The organism is Microbacterium sp. SLBN-154, assembly GCF_006715565.1.
Lineage (GTDB): Bacteria > Actinomycetota > Actinomycetes > Actinomycetales > Microbacteriaceae > Microbacterium.
Map to the genome: position 1 here is coordinate 3,455,152 of NZ_VFNL01000001.1, position 16,604 is coordinate 3,471,755.

General features: G+C 69.6%; 12 protein-coding genes. 5 read left to right on the forward strand and 7 right to left on the reverse strand.

Features of this window, described 5'->3' with window-relative positions; translation table 11 throughout:
* The first annotated feature begins 123 nt into the window (after positions 1 to 123).
* Positions 124 to 3,621, forward strand: a complete 3,498-nt coding sequence (locus FBY40_RS16720; RefSeq protein ID WP_141939859.1) for a choice-of-anchor I family protein — start codon at positions 124 to 126, stop codon at positions 3,619 to 3,621.
* 166 nt (positions 3,622 to 3,787) lie between these two features.
* Here the strand turns inward: FBY40_RS16720 and FBY40_RS16725 are convergent, their stop codons facing one another.
* Positions 3,788 to 4,003 carry a hypothetical protein gene (locus FBY40_RS16725; RefSeq protein WP_141939860.1) on the reverse strand — a complete coding sequence of 72 codons (216 nt, stop codon included), beginning with the start codon at positions 4,001 to 4,003 and terminating at the stop codon, positions 3,788 to 3,790.
* A gap of 406 nt (positions 4,004 to 4,409) precedes the next feature.
* Here FBY40_RS16725 and FBY40_RS17665 point away from each other — a divergent pair, with 406 nt between their 5' ends.
* Positions 4,410 to 4,544 (forward strand): hypothetical protein, encoded by a 135-nt coding sequence (locus FBY40_RS17665; protein WP_268815541.1) that lies wholly within the window; start codon positions 4,410 to 4,412, stop codon positions 4,542 to 4,544.
* Between the two features lie 25 nt (positions 4,545 to 4,569).
* Positions 4,570 to 4,947 carry a bleomycin resistance protein gene (locus tag FBY40_RS16730; protein ID WP_141939861.1) on the forward strand — a complete coding sequence of 126 codons (378 nt, stop codon included), beginning with the start codon at positions 4,570 to 4,572 and terminating at the stop codon, positions 4,945 to 4,947.
* A gap of 75 nt (positions 4,948 to 5,022) precedes the next feature.
* Here FBY40_RS16730 and pulA read toward each other — a convergent pair whose 3' ends face one another.
* Positions 5,023 to 11,037: a pullulanase-type alpha-1,6-glucosidase gene (gene pulA, locus FBY40_RS16735; protein WP_141939862.1), complete on the reverse strand. Its 6,015-nt coding sequence runs from the start codon at positions 11,035 to 11,037 to the stop codon at positions 5,023 to 5,025.
* 289 nt (positions 11,038 to 11,326) lie between these two features.
* Here pulA and FBY40_RS16740 point away from each other — a divergent pair, with 289 nt between their 5' ends.
* A complete protein-coding gene (locus FBY40_RS16740) occupies positions 11,327 to 12,034 on the forward strand; it encodes a Pr6Pr family membrane protein (protein WP_141939863.1) in 708 nt (235 codons plus the stop codon).
* Positions 12,021 to 12,245, forward strand: a complete 225-nt coding sequence (locus FBY40_RS16745; protein WP_141939864.1) for a hypothetical protein — start codon at positions 12,021 to 12,023, stop codon at positions 12,243 to 12,245. Before FBY40_RS16740 ends, FBY40_RS16745 begins: the two co-directional genes overlap by 14 nt.
* Positions 12,246 to 12,588: 343 nt before the next feature.
* Here the strand turns inward: FBY40_RS16745 and FBY40_RS16750 are convergent, their stop codons facing one another.
* Genes FBY40_RS16750 through FBY40_RS16770 form a run of 5 tightly spaced genes read right to left on the reverse strand, consistent with a single transcriptional unit; the run spans position 12,589 to position 16,545 of the window.
* Complete coding sequence (locus FBY40_RS16750) at positions 12,589 to 13,074, reverse strand: NUDIX domain-containing protein (RefSeq protein ID WP_141939865.1); 486 nt, start codon at positions 13,072 to 13,074, stop codon at positions 12,589 to 12,591.
* Between the two features lie 57 nt (positions 13,075 to 13,131).
* On the reverse strand, positions 13,132 to 13,689 hold the full coding sequence (locus FBY40_RS16755) for an AAA family ATPase (RefSeq protein WP_141939866.1): 558 nt from the start codon (positions 13,687 to 13,689) through the stop codon (positions 13,132 to 13,134).
* Positions 13,690 to 13,727: 38 nt separating this feature from the next.
* A complete protein-coding gene (locus tag FBY40_RS16760; RefSeq protein ID WP_141939867.1) occupies positions 13,728 to 14,900 on the reverse strand; it encodes a thiolase family protein in 1,173 nt (390 codons plus the stop codon).
* The gene (locus FBY40_RS16765; protein ID WP_141939868.1) at positions 14,897 to 15,358 is read right to left on the reverse strand and encodes a hotdog fold thioesterase; all 462 of its coding nucleotides are present in this window, start codon (positions 15,356 to 15,358) and stop codon (positions 14,897 to 14,899) included. The genes FBY40_RS16760 and FBY40_RS16765 overlap by 4 nt, the downstream gene beginning before the upstream one ends.
* Entirely contained in the window at positions 15,355 to 16,545 is a 1,191-nt protein-coding gene (locus FBY40_RS16770; RefSeq protein WP_141939869.1) for a bifunctional 2-methylcitrate synthase/citrate synthase, read from the reverse strand. The genes FBY40_RS16765 and FBY40_RS16770 overlap by 4 nt, the downstream gene beginning before the upstream one ends.
* Positions 16,546 to 16,604: the final 59 nt, after the last annotated feature.

The following is a 16,604-nucleotide window of genomic DNA, read 5'->3' on the forward strand; positions in this document are numbered from 1 at the left end:
ACATCCATGCATTTACGAGGTCTACTGAGTATCAGTTCGTTTCCGGCTGGTTCACCCATTTGAAACGTGCCGTGGCTAGACACGGAGAGCGTGCGCCCCGGCACGCCCGACCTGAGGACATTCATGCCTTCATCTCATCGACGCGCCGCGGCCGGCTTGACCGCGGCGGCCGTCGCCTGTTCCCTGGCGCTCGCGCCGGGCGCGGCGTTCGGCGCCATCGTCACCGATCCGATCACCACCTCCGCCGACGACGCAGCGCTGTCGCTGACGCCGCTCGGTTCGTTCGAAACCGGCGTCTTCGACGAGGGGGCCGCCGAGATCGTCGCCGCCTACGGCGACCGCCTCTTCGTGGTCAACGCGCAGGCGGCGACCGTGTCGGTGCTCGACTACTCCGACCCGACGAACATCGTGAAGGAGTTCGACATCAGCGGGGCGGGCGTGGCGAACTCCGTCGCCGTCCGCGACGACGGGCTCGGTGTCATCGCCCTCGAAGCGCCGGTGAAGACCGACCCGGGCTCGCTGCTGTTCTTCGACGCGAACGCCGCCGGGTCGACCATCCTCGGCTCGGTGACCGTCGGGGCACTCCCCGACATGGTGACCATCTCGGCCGACGGGCAGTACGCCGTCGCCGCCAACGAGGGAGAGCCCTCCGACGACTTCACGATCGACCCCGAGGGCTCGATCAGCGTCGTGACGCTGCCCGCCGGCGTGACCGCGCCGGGGCAGGGCGCTGTCGCCACCGCCGACTTCCGCGACTTCGAGGCGGGCGGATCGCTGCCCCTCCCCGAGGGTGTGCGCGTGTTCGGGCCGAACCCCGCCGGCGACCTCCCGGTGAGCCGCAACCTCGAGCCCGAGTACATCACCGTCGACGGCGCCACCGCCTATGTGACCCTGCAGGAGGCGAACTCGCTCGCCGTCGTCGACCTCGCGTCGGCGACCGTGTCGGCGATCGTGCCGCTCGGCACGAAGGACCATGGTGCGACCGGTGCAGGGCTCGATGCCAGCGACCGCGACGGCGCCGCCGAAGGTCCGGCCATCAACATCGACACCTACCCGGGCCTGAACGGCATGTACATGCCCGACGCCATCGACGCCTACACCACCGGTGGCGCGACCTACCTCGTCACGGCGAACGAAGGTGACGTCCGGGAGTGGGGCGAGTACATCGACGAGTCCCGCGTGGGCAACCTCGCCACCGACGGCTACGGCCCGGTGTGCGCCGACAGCCCGCTCGCCTCGCTCACGGGCGCAGCCGACCTCGGTCGCCTCGCCGTGTCGAAGGAAGACGGCTTCAACGCCGACGAGGGCTGCTACGAGGAGCTGTACTCCTACGGTGCCCGGTCGTTCTCGATCTGGAACACCTCCGGTGAACTCGTGTGGGACTCGGGCGATGCGTTCGAGCGCCTGACCGCCGAACTGCTTCCGGCCAACTTCAACTCCGATCACGGCGCGTCGGAGTTCGACACGCGCAGCGACGCCAAGGGGCCCGAGCCCGAGAGCGTCACGGTCGGCGAGGTCGACGGGGTGCCCTACGCCTTCGTCGGGCTCGAGCGCGTGGGCGGCATCATGGTCTTCGACCTCTCAAGCCCCGCGGATGCCTCGTTCGTGACGTACTTCAACAACCGCGACTTCGCGGTGTCGGGCGAGGACACGACGGATGCAGCCGGTCTGGCCGCTGCCGGCGACCTCGGCCCCGAGGGCATCGCGTTCGTCGCCGCGGAGGACTCCCCCACCGGCGCTCCGCTCCTCGCGGTCGGCAACGAGGTCTCGGGATCGACCACCGTCTACTCGGTGGACTCGACCCTCGACACCACGACCGACGTGCAGGTGCTGACGATCAACGACTTCCACGGTCGCATCGAGCCGAACTTCGGCAACGGCGAGGCGGGCGCCGCGGTGATCGCGGGTGCGGTGTCGCAGTTCGAGTCGGAGAACCCCAACACGCTGTTCGTCTCGTCGGGCGACATGATCGGCGCGTCGACGTTCACGTCGTTCATCCAGCAGGACAACCCCACGATCGACGCCCTCGTCGAGGCGGGACTCGACCTGGGAGCCGTGGGCAACCACGAGTTCGACGCCGGCTTCGCCGACCTCGTCGAGCGCGTCATCCCTCGCTACGGCCAGGGCGACGAGGTCGCCGGGGCTCCCTACGCGCTGGGCGCGAACGTGTACCTCGCGGGCACCGATGAGCCCGCGCTGCAGGAGTACGTGGTCGAAGACGTCGACGGCGTGCGGGTGGCCTTCATCGGCACCGTGACCGCCGACACCGCGACCCTCGTGAGCCCTGCGGGCATCACCGAGATCGAATTCGGCGATCAGCTCGAGGCTGCCAACCGTGTCGCGGCCGAGATCACGTCGGCCGACGCCGCGGATGTCGTTGTGCTCCTCACCCACGACGGAGCGCCCACCGAGGACTGCGCGACCATCGCGCAGGGCGACAGCGACTACGCCGCGCTCGTGAACGGCGCGTCGGCGGAGATCGACGCGATCGTCTCGGGTCACACCCACCAGCCGTACGCCTGCGAGGTGCCGGTGAACGGTGTCGCCGGAACGGAGCGCCCGGTCATCCAGGCGAACCAGTACGGCACCATGCTCGGCAAGCTCGACATCTCCGTGGACACCGCCACCGGCGAGCTCGTCTCGATCGGTGGGTCGCTGGTGCCCCTGGTCGGCGAGGATGACGCGCCGCTGTTCGCCGCCGACCCCGAGGTCGAGGCGATCGTCGCCGACGCCGTCGAGGTCGCCGACGAGCTCGGCAGCGTCGAGGTCGGGTCGATCACGGGCGACATCGTCCGCGGCGGCACCCCTCCGGGTGACGACAGGGGGGTCGAGTCGTCGCTCGGCAACCTCGTGGCCGACATGTACCTGTGGGCGACCTCGAACGAGTCGTACGCGGGCACGCCTGCGCAGATCGCGCTGATGAACCCGGGCGGTCTTCGCGCCGACCTGCTGTTCGGCGAGGACGGCACGGTCACCTACCGCGACGTCGCCAACGTGCAGCCGTTCGCGAACACCCTCGTCACGCTCACCCTCACGGGTGCACAGCTCGAGCAGGTACTCGAGGAGCAGTGGCAGCCCGAAAGCTCGTCTCGGCCGAAGCTGCACCTGGGTGTGTCGGAGGGCTTCTCCTACGTCTACGACCCGAACGCCGCTGCCGGCTCGCGCATCCTCTCGATGACGCTGAACGGCGAGGCGATCGGCGCCGATGACGAGATGACCATCGTGACCAACTCGTTCCTCGCGGCCGGTGGAGACAACTTCTTCACCCTGGCCGAGGGCACGAACGTGGCCGACTCCGGTCAGGTCGACCTCGCGGCATCCGTGGCGTACTTCGAGGAGTTCGAGGTCGTCGAGCCGGCGCCGCTCGGCCGAGCGGTCGTGGGCGAGACCCCGGCGCCCGGCGATGGGGACGGCGGATCGACCCCCGGCGCCGGTAACGGTTCGGGCTCGGGCAGCGGTTCGGGCTCGGACAGCGGTCGGGGTACGGGTTCGACGGCCGGTCAGCTCGGTGTCACCGGCGCGGAGCTGCCGCTCGGCGCCGCCCTGGGCGCGGCGCTGCTGCTGGTCGCGGGAGGCGTGCTGTTCGCCCTCCGTCGCCGTACCACCCCTGCCGGCGAGTAACCCACACAACGCAGAGGGCCCTCGGACCACGGTCCGGGGGCCCTCCTGCGTCTCCCACTGCCGGCCGCCGGCCTCCGTCCTTCTGCGCTCCGCTCGACGACCAGATCCGCCGCGAGCCGTCACGATCTGCGGGTGCGGCGCCCTCCGAGCCGCACTTCTTGACGGGTCACGAAGACCGAAAGACCTCGACGGTCGCGCCGCGACGACGCGACCCGAGGATCACCGCCAGGACGCCGAGCCCCACCGTCCCCGCGAGGAACGCGACCGGTCGCCGGGCGACGACGCTGTCGGCTCGCGTCATCCCGACGGCCAGAAGAAGAGCGGATGCCGCGAACGCGACGTTCTGCACGATCGCCAGAACGCCCGAACCCGCAAGGCCCACAGAATCCGCACCGAGGAGCCCGAGAGCCCCGCTCAGGATAGGCCGATGCCACCGATGATCCACGTCGTGCCGCGCCGCATGCGAGCAGGCTATCCCCGACTACCGGGCGACGCGCGGCCCGTTCTCCCCGTCCCCCTTCCCGCGAGCCGTCACAAACGGCGGTCGCGACGCGCGACGGGCCGCACTTTTCGACGGGTCGCGGCGGGAGCGGGCCGCGCGAACCACGCCGGTTCCCGCGAGCCGTCAGAAACGGCGGGCGTGACCCGCGACGAGCCGCACTTTTCGACGGGTCGCGGCGGGAGCGAGCCGTGACGGGCCGCGCGGGCGGCGAAGGTCATCCTCGCGAGGGACGGGGATACACCCCGGGGCCGATGCCGTCGCGGCATCCGATTCCTAGCGTCGAGGTATGAGTAAATCGACGGCCTTCCTGCTCTCCATCGGTGGCACGGTCCTCGTCATCGGACTGCTGCTGGCCACCCTTGCCACCGTGGCCGCGGCGGCGCTGCTGATCTTCGGCGGCCCGGTGCTCGACGGCTTCTGACGCGGGGCGGCGCTAGCCTGGCGTCGTGCGCGAGTCGGCCGTCCCCATCCTGCTCAGCCGCGATCTGCGGCGAACCCTGCGGTTCTACGAGGCGCTCGGCTTCGAAGATCGCGGATCACGGCCCCCCGAGGAGTGGCACTACCTGATCCTCGCGCGCGGCGACATCGCGCTTCACTTCTCGGAAGACCCCGAGCTCGACCCGCTGACCACGGCGAGCATGTGCTACCTCTACGTCGACGACGCCGAATCGCTGTACGAGCAGTGGCGAGCGCATGTCGTTCCCGACGCGGCGACCGGCCACCGCATCACGCCGCCCGCCACCACCGAGTACGGCCTGGTCGAGTTCGCGCTCGTCGACCCCGACGGCAATCTGGTTCGGGTCGGTTCGCCGCTTCCGGCGTAAGCCGATGTCGGGGTCGCGCAGGACATCTCGGGTGAGACCCTGCGCCACCCCGACGTGGTCCGCTGTGACGGGCGGTCAGCCGCGCCGCACCGCCGCCCGACGAAGGATCACCATCAGCGCCCCTCCGAGAAGGAGGAGCACCGCCGCGATGGCGAGGCCGAACGGCAGCTCCGAACCGGTCACCCCCAGCACACCCGGGGCGGCCGAGTCTCCGCCGGTCGACGCGCCGTCGTCATCCGACCCGCCACCGGACCCTGCACCAGGCTGCTCGCCCGATCCGTCACCGGGGCCCTCACCGGATCCGTCGCCGGGGCCCTCACCCGGCTCCTCACCGGACCCGCCGTCGGCCTGGTCCTCGACCAGCACCGCCACGGAGCGCGCCGGCACGGTCAGGGCACCGGTCGCGGCATCCCACGTCGTGGACTTGACGACCTCGTCGGTGCCGTCCGCCAGCGTCGGCGCGAGGGCGAACGCGCGCCCCTCGAGCTCGGGCAGCGTCTGCGAGACCGCGTCGGGCGAGACGTTGAAGACGACCAGCGCACCGCTGAGCTCAGGGTCGACATCCTCACCGAGGAGGTCGTCGACGAGCATCACGAGCAGGCCCGCGGGGGCCTCCGGTCCGCTGCCGGGGAACGACACCTTCTCCTGGATCAGCGCGGCCGATCCGAGGCGGAGCAGGTCGACATCCTCGCGTGTGCGCAGCAGATCCAGAGCGGATGCCTCGGCGGCGGCGATGTCGGCCGCAGCGGGCTTCAGGGCCGGATCCGCCAGCAGCGGGCTCATGATCGCCCACTTGTCCTCGTTGTCCGCCGCACGCGGCAGACCCGAGCCGAAGGTCGACTCCTGCCCCGTCCAGTCGATGCGGTTGAACCAGTCACCGGAGTTGTAGCTGTTGCGGTCCAGCGACTTCGAGCGCAGCAGCTCGGTGCCGGCGTGCCAGAACGACGGCGTCTGGGCGAACGCGGTGGTCGCCAGCGACAGGGTGTTCATGCGCACCCGGTCGGCCATCGCGGTGTCAGCCGGGAGCTTCAGCACCGACAGGTCGTACAGCGTCTCATTATCGTGCGCGTCGACGTAGGTGATGATCTCGTCGGGCTGCTCGGCGTAGCCGGCGGGCGATCCGCGGTAATCCAGCTCGTCGCCGGCCTTCACCGCGCCGGTGTGATCGGTGAGCGTGAAGTCGCGGAGGTTGCCGGCGAGCCCGAGCTTCACCAGGTCGGTCTGCAGACCGAGGTCGGCCAGCGCCTCCTCGGGTGTGCCGTTGATGGGCGCACCGTTGGGGTCGGTGCCCAGCCCGGTGCCGAAGCCCTGCTGCTGCACCGTCTCACCGGCCACGGGGCTGCCGCCGTGGACGGCGTCGCGCAGCCGGTCGCTGAAGGTGCCGATGCCGGTGCCGCCGAGCTGCCCCTGCGTGGCCTGCTCGAACAGGGCGTTGTTCGCCACCTCGCCGAAGTTCCAGCCCTCGCCGTAGAGGTAGATCGCCGAACCGTCGACGCCGTCCTCCTCGAGGGTCAGCTCGTCGAGCGCAGCGCGCACCGCGAGCATGTTCGCCTTGGAGTGGTGGCCCATGAGGTCGAAGCGGAACCCGTCGACCTTGTACTCCTTGGCCCAGAGCACGACCGAGTCGACCATCAGCTTCTCGGCGAGCTCGTGCTCGGTCGCGACGTTCTGGCAGCAGGTCGACGTCTCAACGGCGCCGGCCAGATTCAGACGGTGGTAGTAGCCCGGCACCACCTTGTCGAGCACCGACTTCTCCCCCTGACCCGACTGGGCGGTGTGGTTGAAGACCTGGTCGAGCACGACCTGCAGGCCCATGCCGTGGAGTGCCCCGACCATCTCGCGGAACTCGTGCACCCGCGCTCCGCCCTCGGCGTCGACCGCGTACGAACCTTCCGGCGTGGAGAAGTGGTACGGGTCGTAGCCCCAGTTGAACCCGTCGGCGTCGGCGATCGCCTCGATGCAGGCCTGCTGCGCGGTGTCGGCGGGGCCGTACGAGGCCAGGTCGCAGTCGGGCTGCGCCTGCATGGCGCGGTCTTCCTCGATCGTGGCGATGTCGAAGGTCGGGAGCAGGTGCACGGTGTTGATGCCGGCGTCGGCGAGCTCGCGCAGCTGCGCGGTGCCCGCGCTGTCGCGCGTGAAGGCCCGGTACGTACCGCGCTCCTCCTCGGGGACCGTGGTGTCGCCGATCGAGAAGTCGCGTACATGCAGCTCGTAGATCGCGCGGTCGACCGGCCGGTCGATGACCGGCGCCGGGGTCTCCTCCCACGCCTCGGGGCGCCAGTCGTCGTCCGCGAGGTCGACGGCGACGGATGCGGTCGAGTTGAGCGTCAGGGCGACCGCGTAGGGGTCGGTGACCTGGTTGGTCTCGATCGCTCCGGTCGACGGGGCGTAGACGACGACCTCCCAGAGGTACTCGACGCCCGCGAGCGCGCTGCCGTCCTCGACGGTCCAGACTCCGGATGCCGCGTCCCACTCGGCCTCGTGACGCTCGGCGTCGGCCGGGTCACCGCCGGCCTCCCACGTCAGCAGCGTCGCGGACTGCGCCGTCGGCGCCCACAGGCGGAACGTCGGCACGTCACCGTCGAAGGTCACGCCGAGGTCGAGATCGGCGACCGCACCGGCGTAGAGGTCGTCGAGCACACCGGGGATCTGCACGCCGGTGAAGGCGGTGACCGCGCCGTCGGCGCCCCGCTGCGACACCATCAGCTGACCCTGCAGCAGCGCCGCAGCGTCGGCATCCGATACGTCGAGTGCGACGAAGTCGGCCAGGGCCGGGAATGCCGCCCGCTGAGCCTCGGTCAGTCCGCCGTCGATCACAGTCAGATCGAAGGCGTCGCCGCCGACGATCTCGTCGTCCTCGAGGGCGAGGGATGCCGCGGGCGAGGCGTGCAGCTGCCAGGTCGCGTCAGCGGCATCCGCCCCGAGGTCCCTCGGCCAGGCGAGGGTGTTCTCGTCGATCCAGTGCGCACGGAGCTCACCGGTACCCGCGAGCGGCGGGTTCGTCACCTCGATCTCGAGCAGGTGGGTGTCGAGGGTGTAGCGGAACACCACCAGCTCGCCGTCGGCTGCGCTGAAGCTGTAGTTGCCGCCGCCGGGGGTACCGCCGACGCCGTAGTTCTCATCCCAGCTCAGGCCGTGGGCGACCTTCGCCTCATACGCCCCGGCGGGGATCTGGTCGGTGGTGAACTCGTAGACTCCGTCGCGGTCTCCGTCGGCCATGAGGGTCGCGAGGCAGTCCGGCGCCCAGTCGCCGGCGCAGCCGAGCTCGTCCTGCATCGAACCGGGGATGGTCACGATGGGGCCCTCGGCCGTGGACTGGGCGATGTTCGAACGCGGGTCGAAGTAGAACGTGATCGGGCCGCCGCTGTGGGTGATGGCGATGTTGGTCCCGTTGAGCACGCCGTCGCCCCCGTAGTTGACGTCCCACGATCCGTTGATGGCGACCTTGTACTCGTAGTCACCGGCAGGGAGGTCGAAGGTGCCGCTCCAGATGCCGTCGGCGCCGAGGGTGAGCTTCGCCGCCTCGCAGCCGGGGGCCCAGTCGCCCGCGCATCCCATCTCGGAATTCAGGCTGCCCGGCACCGTCACCATGTCGATCGGCGACTCCGGCGCTTCGGGCACCTCGAGTGTCACGCCGTTGCCCACCGAGGCGTAGGTCGACGCCGCGGAACGCTGCCCTGCCGCATCGACGCTGACCGCGCGGTACTCCACCAGGGTGCCGGTCTCGAGGCCGCGGATGTCGTGGAAGACGCGCGGGTCGGTGTCCTCGGCCGTGCCGAGGGCCGTCCAGTCCTCGGAGCCGACGACGCGCCAGGCGAAGCTCGTCTCCTGCCACGTCGCGTCCGCGACATCCGCTCCGATCGCCACCTGACCCGAGAGCGCCGCGCCCGGCGCCGGGGCCGACACCGAGAGCTCGTGCGCCGCCTCGGGGGCGGTGACGGTCGTGTCGGCGCGGTAGACGACCGCCGACAGAGCGGGCACGGTGACCGAGGTCACCGAGGCGGCATCGGTGGCGAGGCCCTGGTCGGCGCCGTAAATCGGGGCGAACGAGGCATCTGCGGTCAGGGTCGTCACCTCGACCGTCTTGTCGGCCGCGGTGTTGTTCAGGGCCACGAGGTACTCGGTCTTCTCGTCGCGGTCGACGCGTGAGAAGGCGTAGACACCCGCGCCGTTGTCGGCGTAGCGCTCGATCTGCGCACCGGTCGCCAGCGCCGGGTGGTCTGCGCGCAGCTGCGACAGGGCGGCGATGTGGGTGTAGACGGGGGCGGCGGTGTCGAAGCGGTCGACGGAGCCCGCGGTCTCACCGGTGAGGAGCGTCTGCTCCTGATACTCGGCGACCTGGCTGGCGAAGAGGCTCTGCCGGGCGCTCTTATCGTTTCCGGGGTCAGCGCCGGCGAAGCCCTGCTCGTCGCCGTAGTAGACCACAGGCTGGCCGCGGCCGAAGAACATCAGCTCGTGAGCGAGGAGGTCGCGCGCCAGCGCGTCATCCGTGTTCTTCAGGAAGTATCCGACCCGGCCCATGTCGTGGTTGCCGAGGAAGGTCGGCAGCGCCGTCGCCGAGCTGTCAGGCGTGGTGTACCGGTCGTCGCCGGCATACAGGCTCTGCAGACCCTTGGCGCTGTTGCCTGCCGCGAAGCTGATCGCCGACGACTGGAAGGCGAAGTCGAGCACGCTGTTCATGTCGGTGTCGCGGACGTAGGGCGAGAGCTTCACCGGATCGGCGTCGTAGACCTCGCCGAACATGAAGAAGTCGGGCTTGCCCTGGGCGTGGGCGTAGTCGAGCACCTCGGTCGACCAGGTCTCCCAGAACTCGAAGTTCACGTGCTTGGCGGTATCGATGCGGAACCCGTCGATGCCGAGGTCGATCCAGTCCTGGTACACCTGCACGAAGCCGTTGACCACGGTGGGGTGCTCGGTCATCAGGTCGTCGAGACCCGAGAAGTCGCCGTAGGTGACCGACTCCCCAGACCAGGTCGAGTCGCCGCGGTTGTGGTACAGCGTCGGGTCGTTCAGCCACTCGGGGGTCTTGGCGTTCTGATCGGCTTCGGCGATGACCGGGGTGTAGGGGAAGGATGTCGCGGGGTCGAGCTCGGGGAAGGTGTCGCCGCCGGCGTAGTCATCGGGGGTGAAGGCGTTGCCGGCCGCATCGAGGTAGGGCGAGGTCGCCTGGTCGATGTAGGAGTACTGGCCCTCCGCGTAGGAGATGACGTCGGCCGTGTGGTTGGTGATGATGTCGAAGTAGACCTTGATGCCGCGGTCGTGGGCTTCGGCGATGAGGGCCTCGAGCTCTTCGTTGGTACCGAGGTGCGGGTCGATGCGGGTGAAGTCGGTGACCCAGTAGCCGTGGTACCCGGCGCTGGCGTTCTCACCCTCGCCCTGCACCGGGCGGTTGGCGAAGCTCGGGGTCAGCCAGATCGCACTCGTGCCGAGACCTTCGATGTAGTCGAGGTTCGCACGCAGACCGGCGATGTCGCCGCCGTGGAAGAAGCCCTTGTCGGTCGGGTCGAACCCGGTCGCGAGGCGGTCGCCCTCGAATCCGCCGGTGTCGTTCGACGGGTCGCCGTTGGCGAACCGGTCGGTCATGACGAAGTAGAACTGCTCGTCGCTGCCGGGCTGACGCACCGGCGATGCGACGAGCGCGTCATCGGCGTCCTCGTAGTCGCCGCGGAGGCTGAGCGCTTCCAGACCCACTCGGTCGAGGGAGTCGTCGAAGGTGAAACGCAGGGTGGTGGGTCCGGCGACGGTGAGCGGGATGTTGTCGGCGCCACCGTCGAGGCCGTAGGCCTCGTCCCATGCGTCGTTGAGCGCGACCTTGTACTCGTATGTGCCGGCGGGCACCTCGAACTCGGCCGAGTACACGCCCTCGGTGTCGGTCAGGGCGAGCTCGGTGGCCGCGCAGTCGGGCTGCCAGTCATCGGAGCAGCCGAGCTCGGACTGCAGAGATCCGACGAGGGCGACGGTGCGCGCGTCGTCGGGCGGGGTCGCCGCGGTGGCCGCGGGCGCGAGCGCGACGCTCCCGGTGAGGACGAGCGTGGCGCCGGTGAAGACGGCCAGAACGCGGCGGATACGGGAGGAGGTCGGCTTCGACACGGGGCTCCTGGAGGGGCGGCACGGCGACGTGCGGATGGGGGACTCCGGGCGACCGTACCTGGGAAAGCGTTCTGTTTGCAAGCGCTTACATCATGAGAATCCCTTAACGTTAGGGCTTTGCGCGGGTGTGCATCGGTTTGTTGCCCCATCCCCGCAATCGCTTGCAGTCGAGCGGGAGGCGGGTCTGCGGTGGGCGCGTCCCGAAACCTCTCCCCCGCTCTCCCCTGGCCGACAGGTGAATGGATACGATGTGCCGGGCTGGGGAAAGCGCTTCAGGATCGGGGAAAACATGACGACGACGGTGACGGAGCAGACACAGGACGTCCGCGTGCGGGTCGCGCGGGGGTGGTACGGCGCGATCGCGGTGGTCGTCGCCATCGCCCTGGTGATTCAGATCGTCTTGATCCTCACCGGTGGACAGGACGCGAATTCGGGGTCGAATGCGACCGGACCCATCGGCACACGTCTGGTCAGGCTGTTCAGCTTCTTCACCATCCAGAGCAACCTGTTCGTGCTCGCGACGTCGATCGCGCTGATGCTGAACGTACACCGCGACGGGAAGGTGTGGCGGGTGCTCCGGATGGATGCCCTGCTCGGCATCATCATCACCGGTCTCGTCTACGAGACCGTCCTCGCCCGCCTCGTCGACCCGCAGGGCTGGGCGCTGGTCGCCACGATCGGCTTTCACTACATCGCGCCGTGGGCGACGCTCATCGGCTGGCTCATCTTCGGGCCGCGACCCCGGATCTCATGGATGACGACGCTCCTCGTCTTCATCTGGCCGGTGCTGTGGCTGGTGTACACCTTCATCCATGGCGCGGTCACCGGGTGGTACCCGTATCCGTTCCTCGACGTCACCGAGATCGGCTTGACCGCATCGATCCTCAACTCCCTCGTCGTGCTCGCGATCGGCATCGTGCTGGCGATCATCCTCACCGTGATCGACCACCGCCTCCCGTCGCTGGTGCGCGGGCGGGCGGAAGATGTTCGGGAATGAGTCGCGCGTCCTGAGAGTCCGGGGCGAGACCTTCGAGTGGCGTCTGCGCGACGGCGCGAATCAGTTCGCGTGGCTCAGCGGCCCGAACACGGGGTACGGCTTCGCCATCGGCCGAACCGACGGCGCTGCGCTCGCCGACGCCGAGGCGCGCGATCACATCGCGGCGTTCCTGGCCGAGATCGACCCCGCCACGGGGTACCTGCGGGACTGAGCCGCCCCCACGCGCGACGCGCGGCGTCCCGAACTCCTGCAGTTCACGCGACGTCGGGCCGTAAAGTCCCGAATCCCCGCGCTCCGCGCCGAATCTGCAGGAGTCAGGGACAGCGGCGTCGGCGTAACTCCTCAGATTTCGCGTTCGACCGCCGGGAAGTGCCCTCTGGGCCAGCGACCTGCGCGGTGGAGAGGAGTTGTGCAGGCGGCCCGCCGGGCGACGGACTCGCCGTCCACCGCCTGGACCCGAAACCTGGCCCTGCAGAAGCCTGGAGGCTAGGGGCGCACCATGACGCAGCAGTCGACGGTCGAGCCGGCCGCCACCGCGCCGCCAAGCCGTCCGGTCAGCCGCGGAATCGTCTTCGCCGTCGGCGTCCTGCTGATCCCCTGACGTCGGCGAGCACCCGGTCGATCCAGCCGCGACGGTCGAGGGAAGAGATGTCGTGTCGCTCGAACCATCCGATCTCGATCAGCTCGACGCCGTCCGGCGTCGGCGGCGTCCGCAGCACGCACTCGTAGGCGGTCGTCACGTACCCCACCCGGTCGCCGTTCGGGTACGTGACCATGAGCGGCTCACCGCCGTACACGCCGACGATGCCCGTCACGTCGATCTCGGCGTCGAGCTCTTCGCGCACCTCCCTCATGACAGCCTCGAGAGGTTCCTCCCCTGGTTCGACGGCTCCGCCGACCAGGCTCCAGGTTCGTGAGTGGGCGTGCCGGGCCAGCAGCATCCGTTCGCCGTCTCGGATGACGGCGGTGACGCCCGGAAGGAGCAGAAGATCGTGACCGATCCGGGAGCGGAGGGACTGGATGTAATCGGATGCCGGCACCGGACCATGCTTGCAGGCGGCGCGGCCCGCTCCGATCGGTGAGCGAGCGCGCCTCGCTCAACGACCGAACCGGTCGACAGCATCGATGAATGCCGCGAGTCGCGCTTCGCGCGCACCGCCGATCTCAACGATGCGAGCCCGCGGACCGACGAGATCTTCGTCGTCGACAAGGTCGAGAAGGATGTCGTTCATCATCTCGCGGAGCTCAGCGTCTTCTCCGTCCTCGTCTGGGGCCGGTCCGTCGACGTCATCGGCAGCGAGAGGGAGGACGACGACGAGGTCGACGTGTCGCATCGCCTCAGCGGTGATCGCTCTCGCGCGGTCGAGCAGATCGGGGTCGATGCCGGCGACATCCATGCGATCGAGCGCCCACAGGTAGGCGAGGAAGTCGAGCGGTCCGCGCTCGGCGATCAGGTCCGCAGCCTCCGGGTGCCGCAGACGATCCGCCGCGATGCGCAGCTGCGCCGCGAACGCCGCCGGATGCGGACCGTCCCAGCGCTCGTCGATGAGCTCGAAGGGGTCGGGAAGGACGACGAATTGCGGATGCCGGAGCGCGAAGTCGGAGATGAGCGTGCTCTTGCCGGTGGCGTGCGTCCCCGACACGACGATGCGCATGCGGGAACCCTAGCGGGGCGCAGCGCGCGATGCGCGGCTCAGCCGATCCGCTCGACGATCGTCGCGTTCGCCATGCCGCCGCCCTCGCACATCGTCTGCAGCCCGTAGCGACCGCCGGTCGCCTCGAGATACGCCAGCATCGTGCCGAGCAGCCGCGTGCCCGACGCCCCGACCGCGTGCCCAAGGGCGATCGCTCCGCCCCACGGGTTCAGCTTGGCCGGATCGGCGCCGATCTCGGCCAGCCAGGCGAGCGGCACCGAGGCGAACGCCTCATTCACCTCGTACGCGTCCAGGTCGTCGATCGACAGGCCACTCCGCTCGAGGATCCGCCGCGTCGCCGGGATCGGCCCGGTCAACATCATGAGCGGATCGTCCCCGACCACCGCGAAGGAGTGGAACCGCGCCCGCGGTGTGAGCCCGAGCGCGAGCGCCCGCTCCTCGCTCATGATCAGCACCGCCGACGCCGCATCGGTCAACGGCGACGAGTTGCCCGCCGTGATGCGCCACTGGAGCTCTGGGAAGCGCTGCACAAGCTCATCGGTGCGGAAAGCCGGCGCGAGCCCCGCGAGCTTCTCCGGCGTCGTCCCGACCCGCACCGTCTCATCCGTCGCAGATTCGACACCCTCGACCGGGATCACCTGCGAGGCGAAGCGATCATCGCTCCACGCCGCGGCAGCGCGTCGGTGGGACTCGGCGGCGAACGCATCCAGTTCTTCGCGTCCCAGGTTCCAGCGTTCGGCGATCAACTCCGCCGACACTCCCTGGTTCACGAGGCCTTCGGGATACCGGGCTCGCAGGCCGGATGACACAGACCCGCCCTGACGCGAAGAGCCGAGCGGCACCCGGCTCATCGACTCCACTCCGCCGGCGATCACGATGTCGTACGCACCGGCGATCACGCCCTGCGCGGCGAAGTGCGCCGCCTGCTGGCTCGACCCGCACTGGCGGTCGATCGTCGTCGCCGGAACCGACTCGTCGAATCCCGCCGCGAGCACCGCCTGCCGCGCGATGTTCATCGCCTGGTCGCCGATCTGGCTCACGCATCCGAGGATCACATCGTCGACCTGGGCCGACTCCAGCCCGTTCCGCTCGAGCAGGCCCCGCAGCATCCCGGCGGCGAGATCCACCGGATGCACCCCGGAGAGCGCGCCACCCGGCTTCCCGCGCCCTGCGACGGTGCGGACGACATCGACGATGACCGCCCGCCTCACAGCGCCAGCCTCCGATCGGGGGCGGCGTACGAGCTCCGCTGCTCGATCACCGCGAGAGTGCACCGCGAGATGCACACCAACCTGTCCGCGTCGTCCACGATCCGGATCTCCCACACGTGCGCCCGCCGGCCCAGGTGCACCGGCGACGCGGTGGCGGTGACCCACCCCGACGAGACCGGACGCACATGATTGGCGTTGATCTCCTGCCCCACGACGTGGAACTTCTCACGGTCGACGGCGAGATACCCGGCCCACGACGCCAGCGTCTCGGCGACGGCGACCGACGCCCCGCCGTGCAGGACGCCCGCCGGCTGCACCGTGCGGTGATCCACCGGCATGCGCCCGACCAGCGCGTCATCCCGCACCTCGACGATCTCGATGCCGAGATTCTCGATCATCGTGCCGGCCGCCATCGCTCCGAGGTCGACCGCGGCCACATCGCCGAACCAGATACTCACCCGGCCGACTCCTCCGGACGGTCGGCGACGGCCAGAACGGCCTCGTCGGGCACGTACCCCTCGACGTGCCGCTCGTCGGGGCCGTTGTACTCCGACAGCGGACGGATCAGCGCGTTCGCGCCCAGCTGCTCGATGACGTGGGCGGTCCACCCCACGATCCGCGCCGCGACGAACAGGGGCGTGAAGGTGAGGGTGTCGAAACCCATCAGGTTGTACGCCGGGCCCGACGGGTAGTCGAGGTTCGGGTAGATCCCCTTGCGCGAGACGAACTCCGACTCGAGCGTCTCGTAGAGCTCGGCGACATCGGGCCGGTCGTAGTGCGCGACGAGGGTGTCGAGCGCCGCCTTCATGGTCGGCACCCGAGAGTCGCCGCGCTTGTACACGCGGTGGCCGAAGCCCATGATCTTGCGCTTCTCGGCGAGCGCCGCGTCGAGCCACGGCACGACGTTCCCGGCCGAGCCGATCTCGTCGAAGATGTGCAGCACGGCCTCGTTCGCACCGCCGTGGAGGGGGCCCTTCAGGGCGCCGACCGCACCGACGACCGCCGAGTACAGGTCGCTGAGCGTCGAGGCGATGACCCGGGCAGTGAAGGTCGAGGCGTTGAAGGAGTGCTCGGCGTAGAGGATCATCGACCGGTTGAACGCGTCGACGACGACCGGATCGGCTTCCTCGCCGAAGGTCATCCAGAGAAAGTTCGCCGCGTAGTCGAGGTCATCTCGGGGCGCGACGGGCTGCTGACCCCGGCGGCGACGCTGACCGTAGGCGACGATGGCCGGAAGGACGGAGAACAGGCGGATGCTGCGCGCGAGGTTCTCCTCTGCACTCCCGCTCGCGTCGAGAACCGAGCCGGTACCGGCGAGATCCCGCGCGCCGATGAGGCTGAGAGCGGTCCGCACCTCGTCCATCGGGTGCGCATCGAGGGGAACCAGGTCGATCGCGGCCCGCACGTCGGCGGGAAGTGCGCGATACGAGCGCTCGGTCGCGCGAAGCTTCGCCAGCTCGACCTCGCTGGGCAGCTCTCCGTTCCACAGCAGGAAGGCCACCGCCTCGAACGGCTGGGTCGCGGCGAGCTCCTGCACCGGGTATCCGCGGTACAGCAGCGAGTTCGTCTCGGGGTTGACCTTCGAGACCGCCGTGTAGTCCACGACGACGCCGGCGAGGCCCTTCTTGATGTCGGGTTCGGTCATGCGGTGCTCCTTTGCTGGCGTTTCGTCTCGCTTCGCTCGCTCAACGACCGGGGTGGTGC

What these genes read in the sequence shown, in the direction of transcription:
- FBY40_RS16720 (WP_141939859.1), top strand. Translation starts at nt 124, where the DNA reads ATGCCTTCATCTCATCGACGCGCCGCGGCCGGCTTGACCGCGGCGGCC.
- FBY40_RS17665 (WP_268815541.1), top strand. Translation starts at nt 4,410, where the DNA reads ATGAGTAAATCGACGGCCTTCCTGCTCTCCATCGGTGGCACGGTCCTC.
- FBY40_RS16740 (WP_141939863.1), top strand. Translation starts at nt 11,327, where the DNA reads ATGACGACGACGGTGACGGAGCAGACACAGGACGTCCGCGTGCGGGTC.
- FBY40_RS16745 (WP_141939864.1), top strand. Translation starts at nt 12,021, where the DNA reads ATGTTCGGGAATGAGTCGCGCGTCCTGAGAGTCCGGGGCGAGACCTTC.
- FBY40_RS16755 (WP_141939866.1), bottom strand. Translation starts at nt 13,689, where the DNA reads ATGCGCATCGTCGTGTCGGGGACGCACGCCACCGGCAAGAGCACGCTC.
- FBY40_RS16770 (WP_141939869.1), bottom strand. Translation starts at nt 16,545, where the DNA reads ATGACCGAACCCGACATCAAGAAGGGCCTCGCCGGCGTCGTCGTGGAC.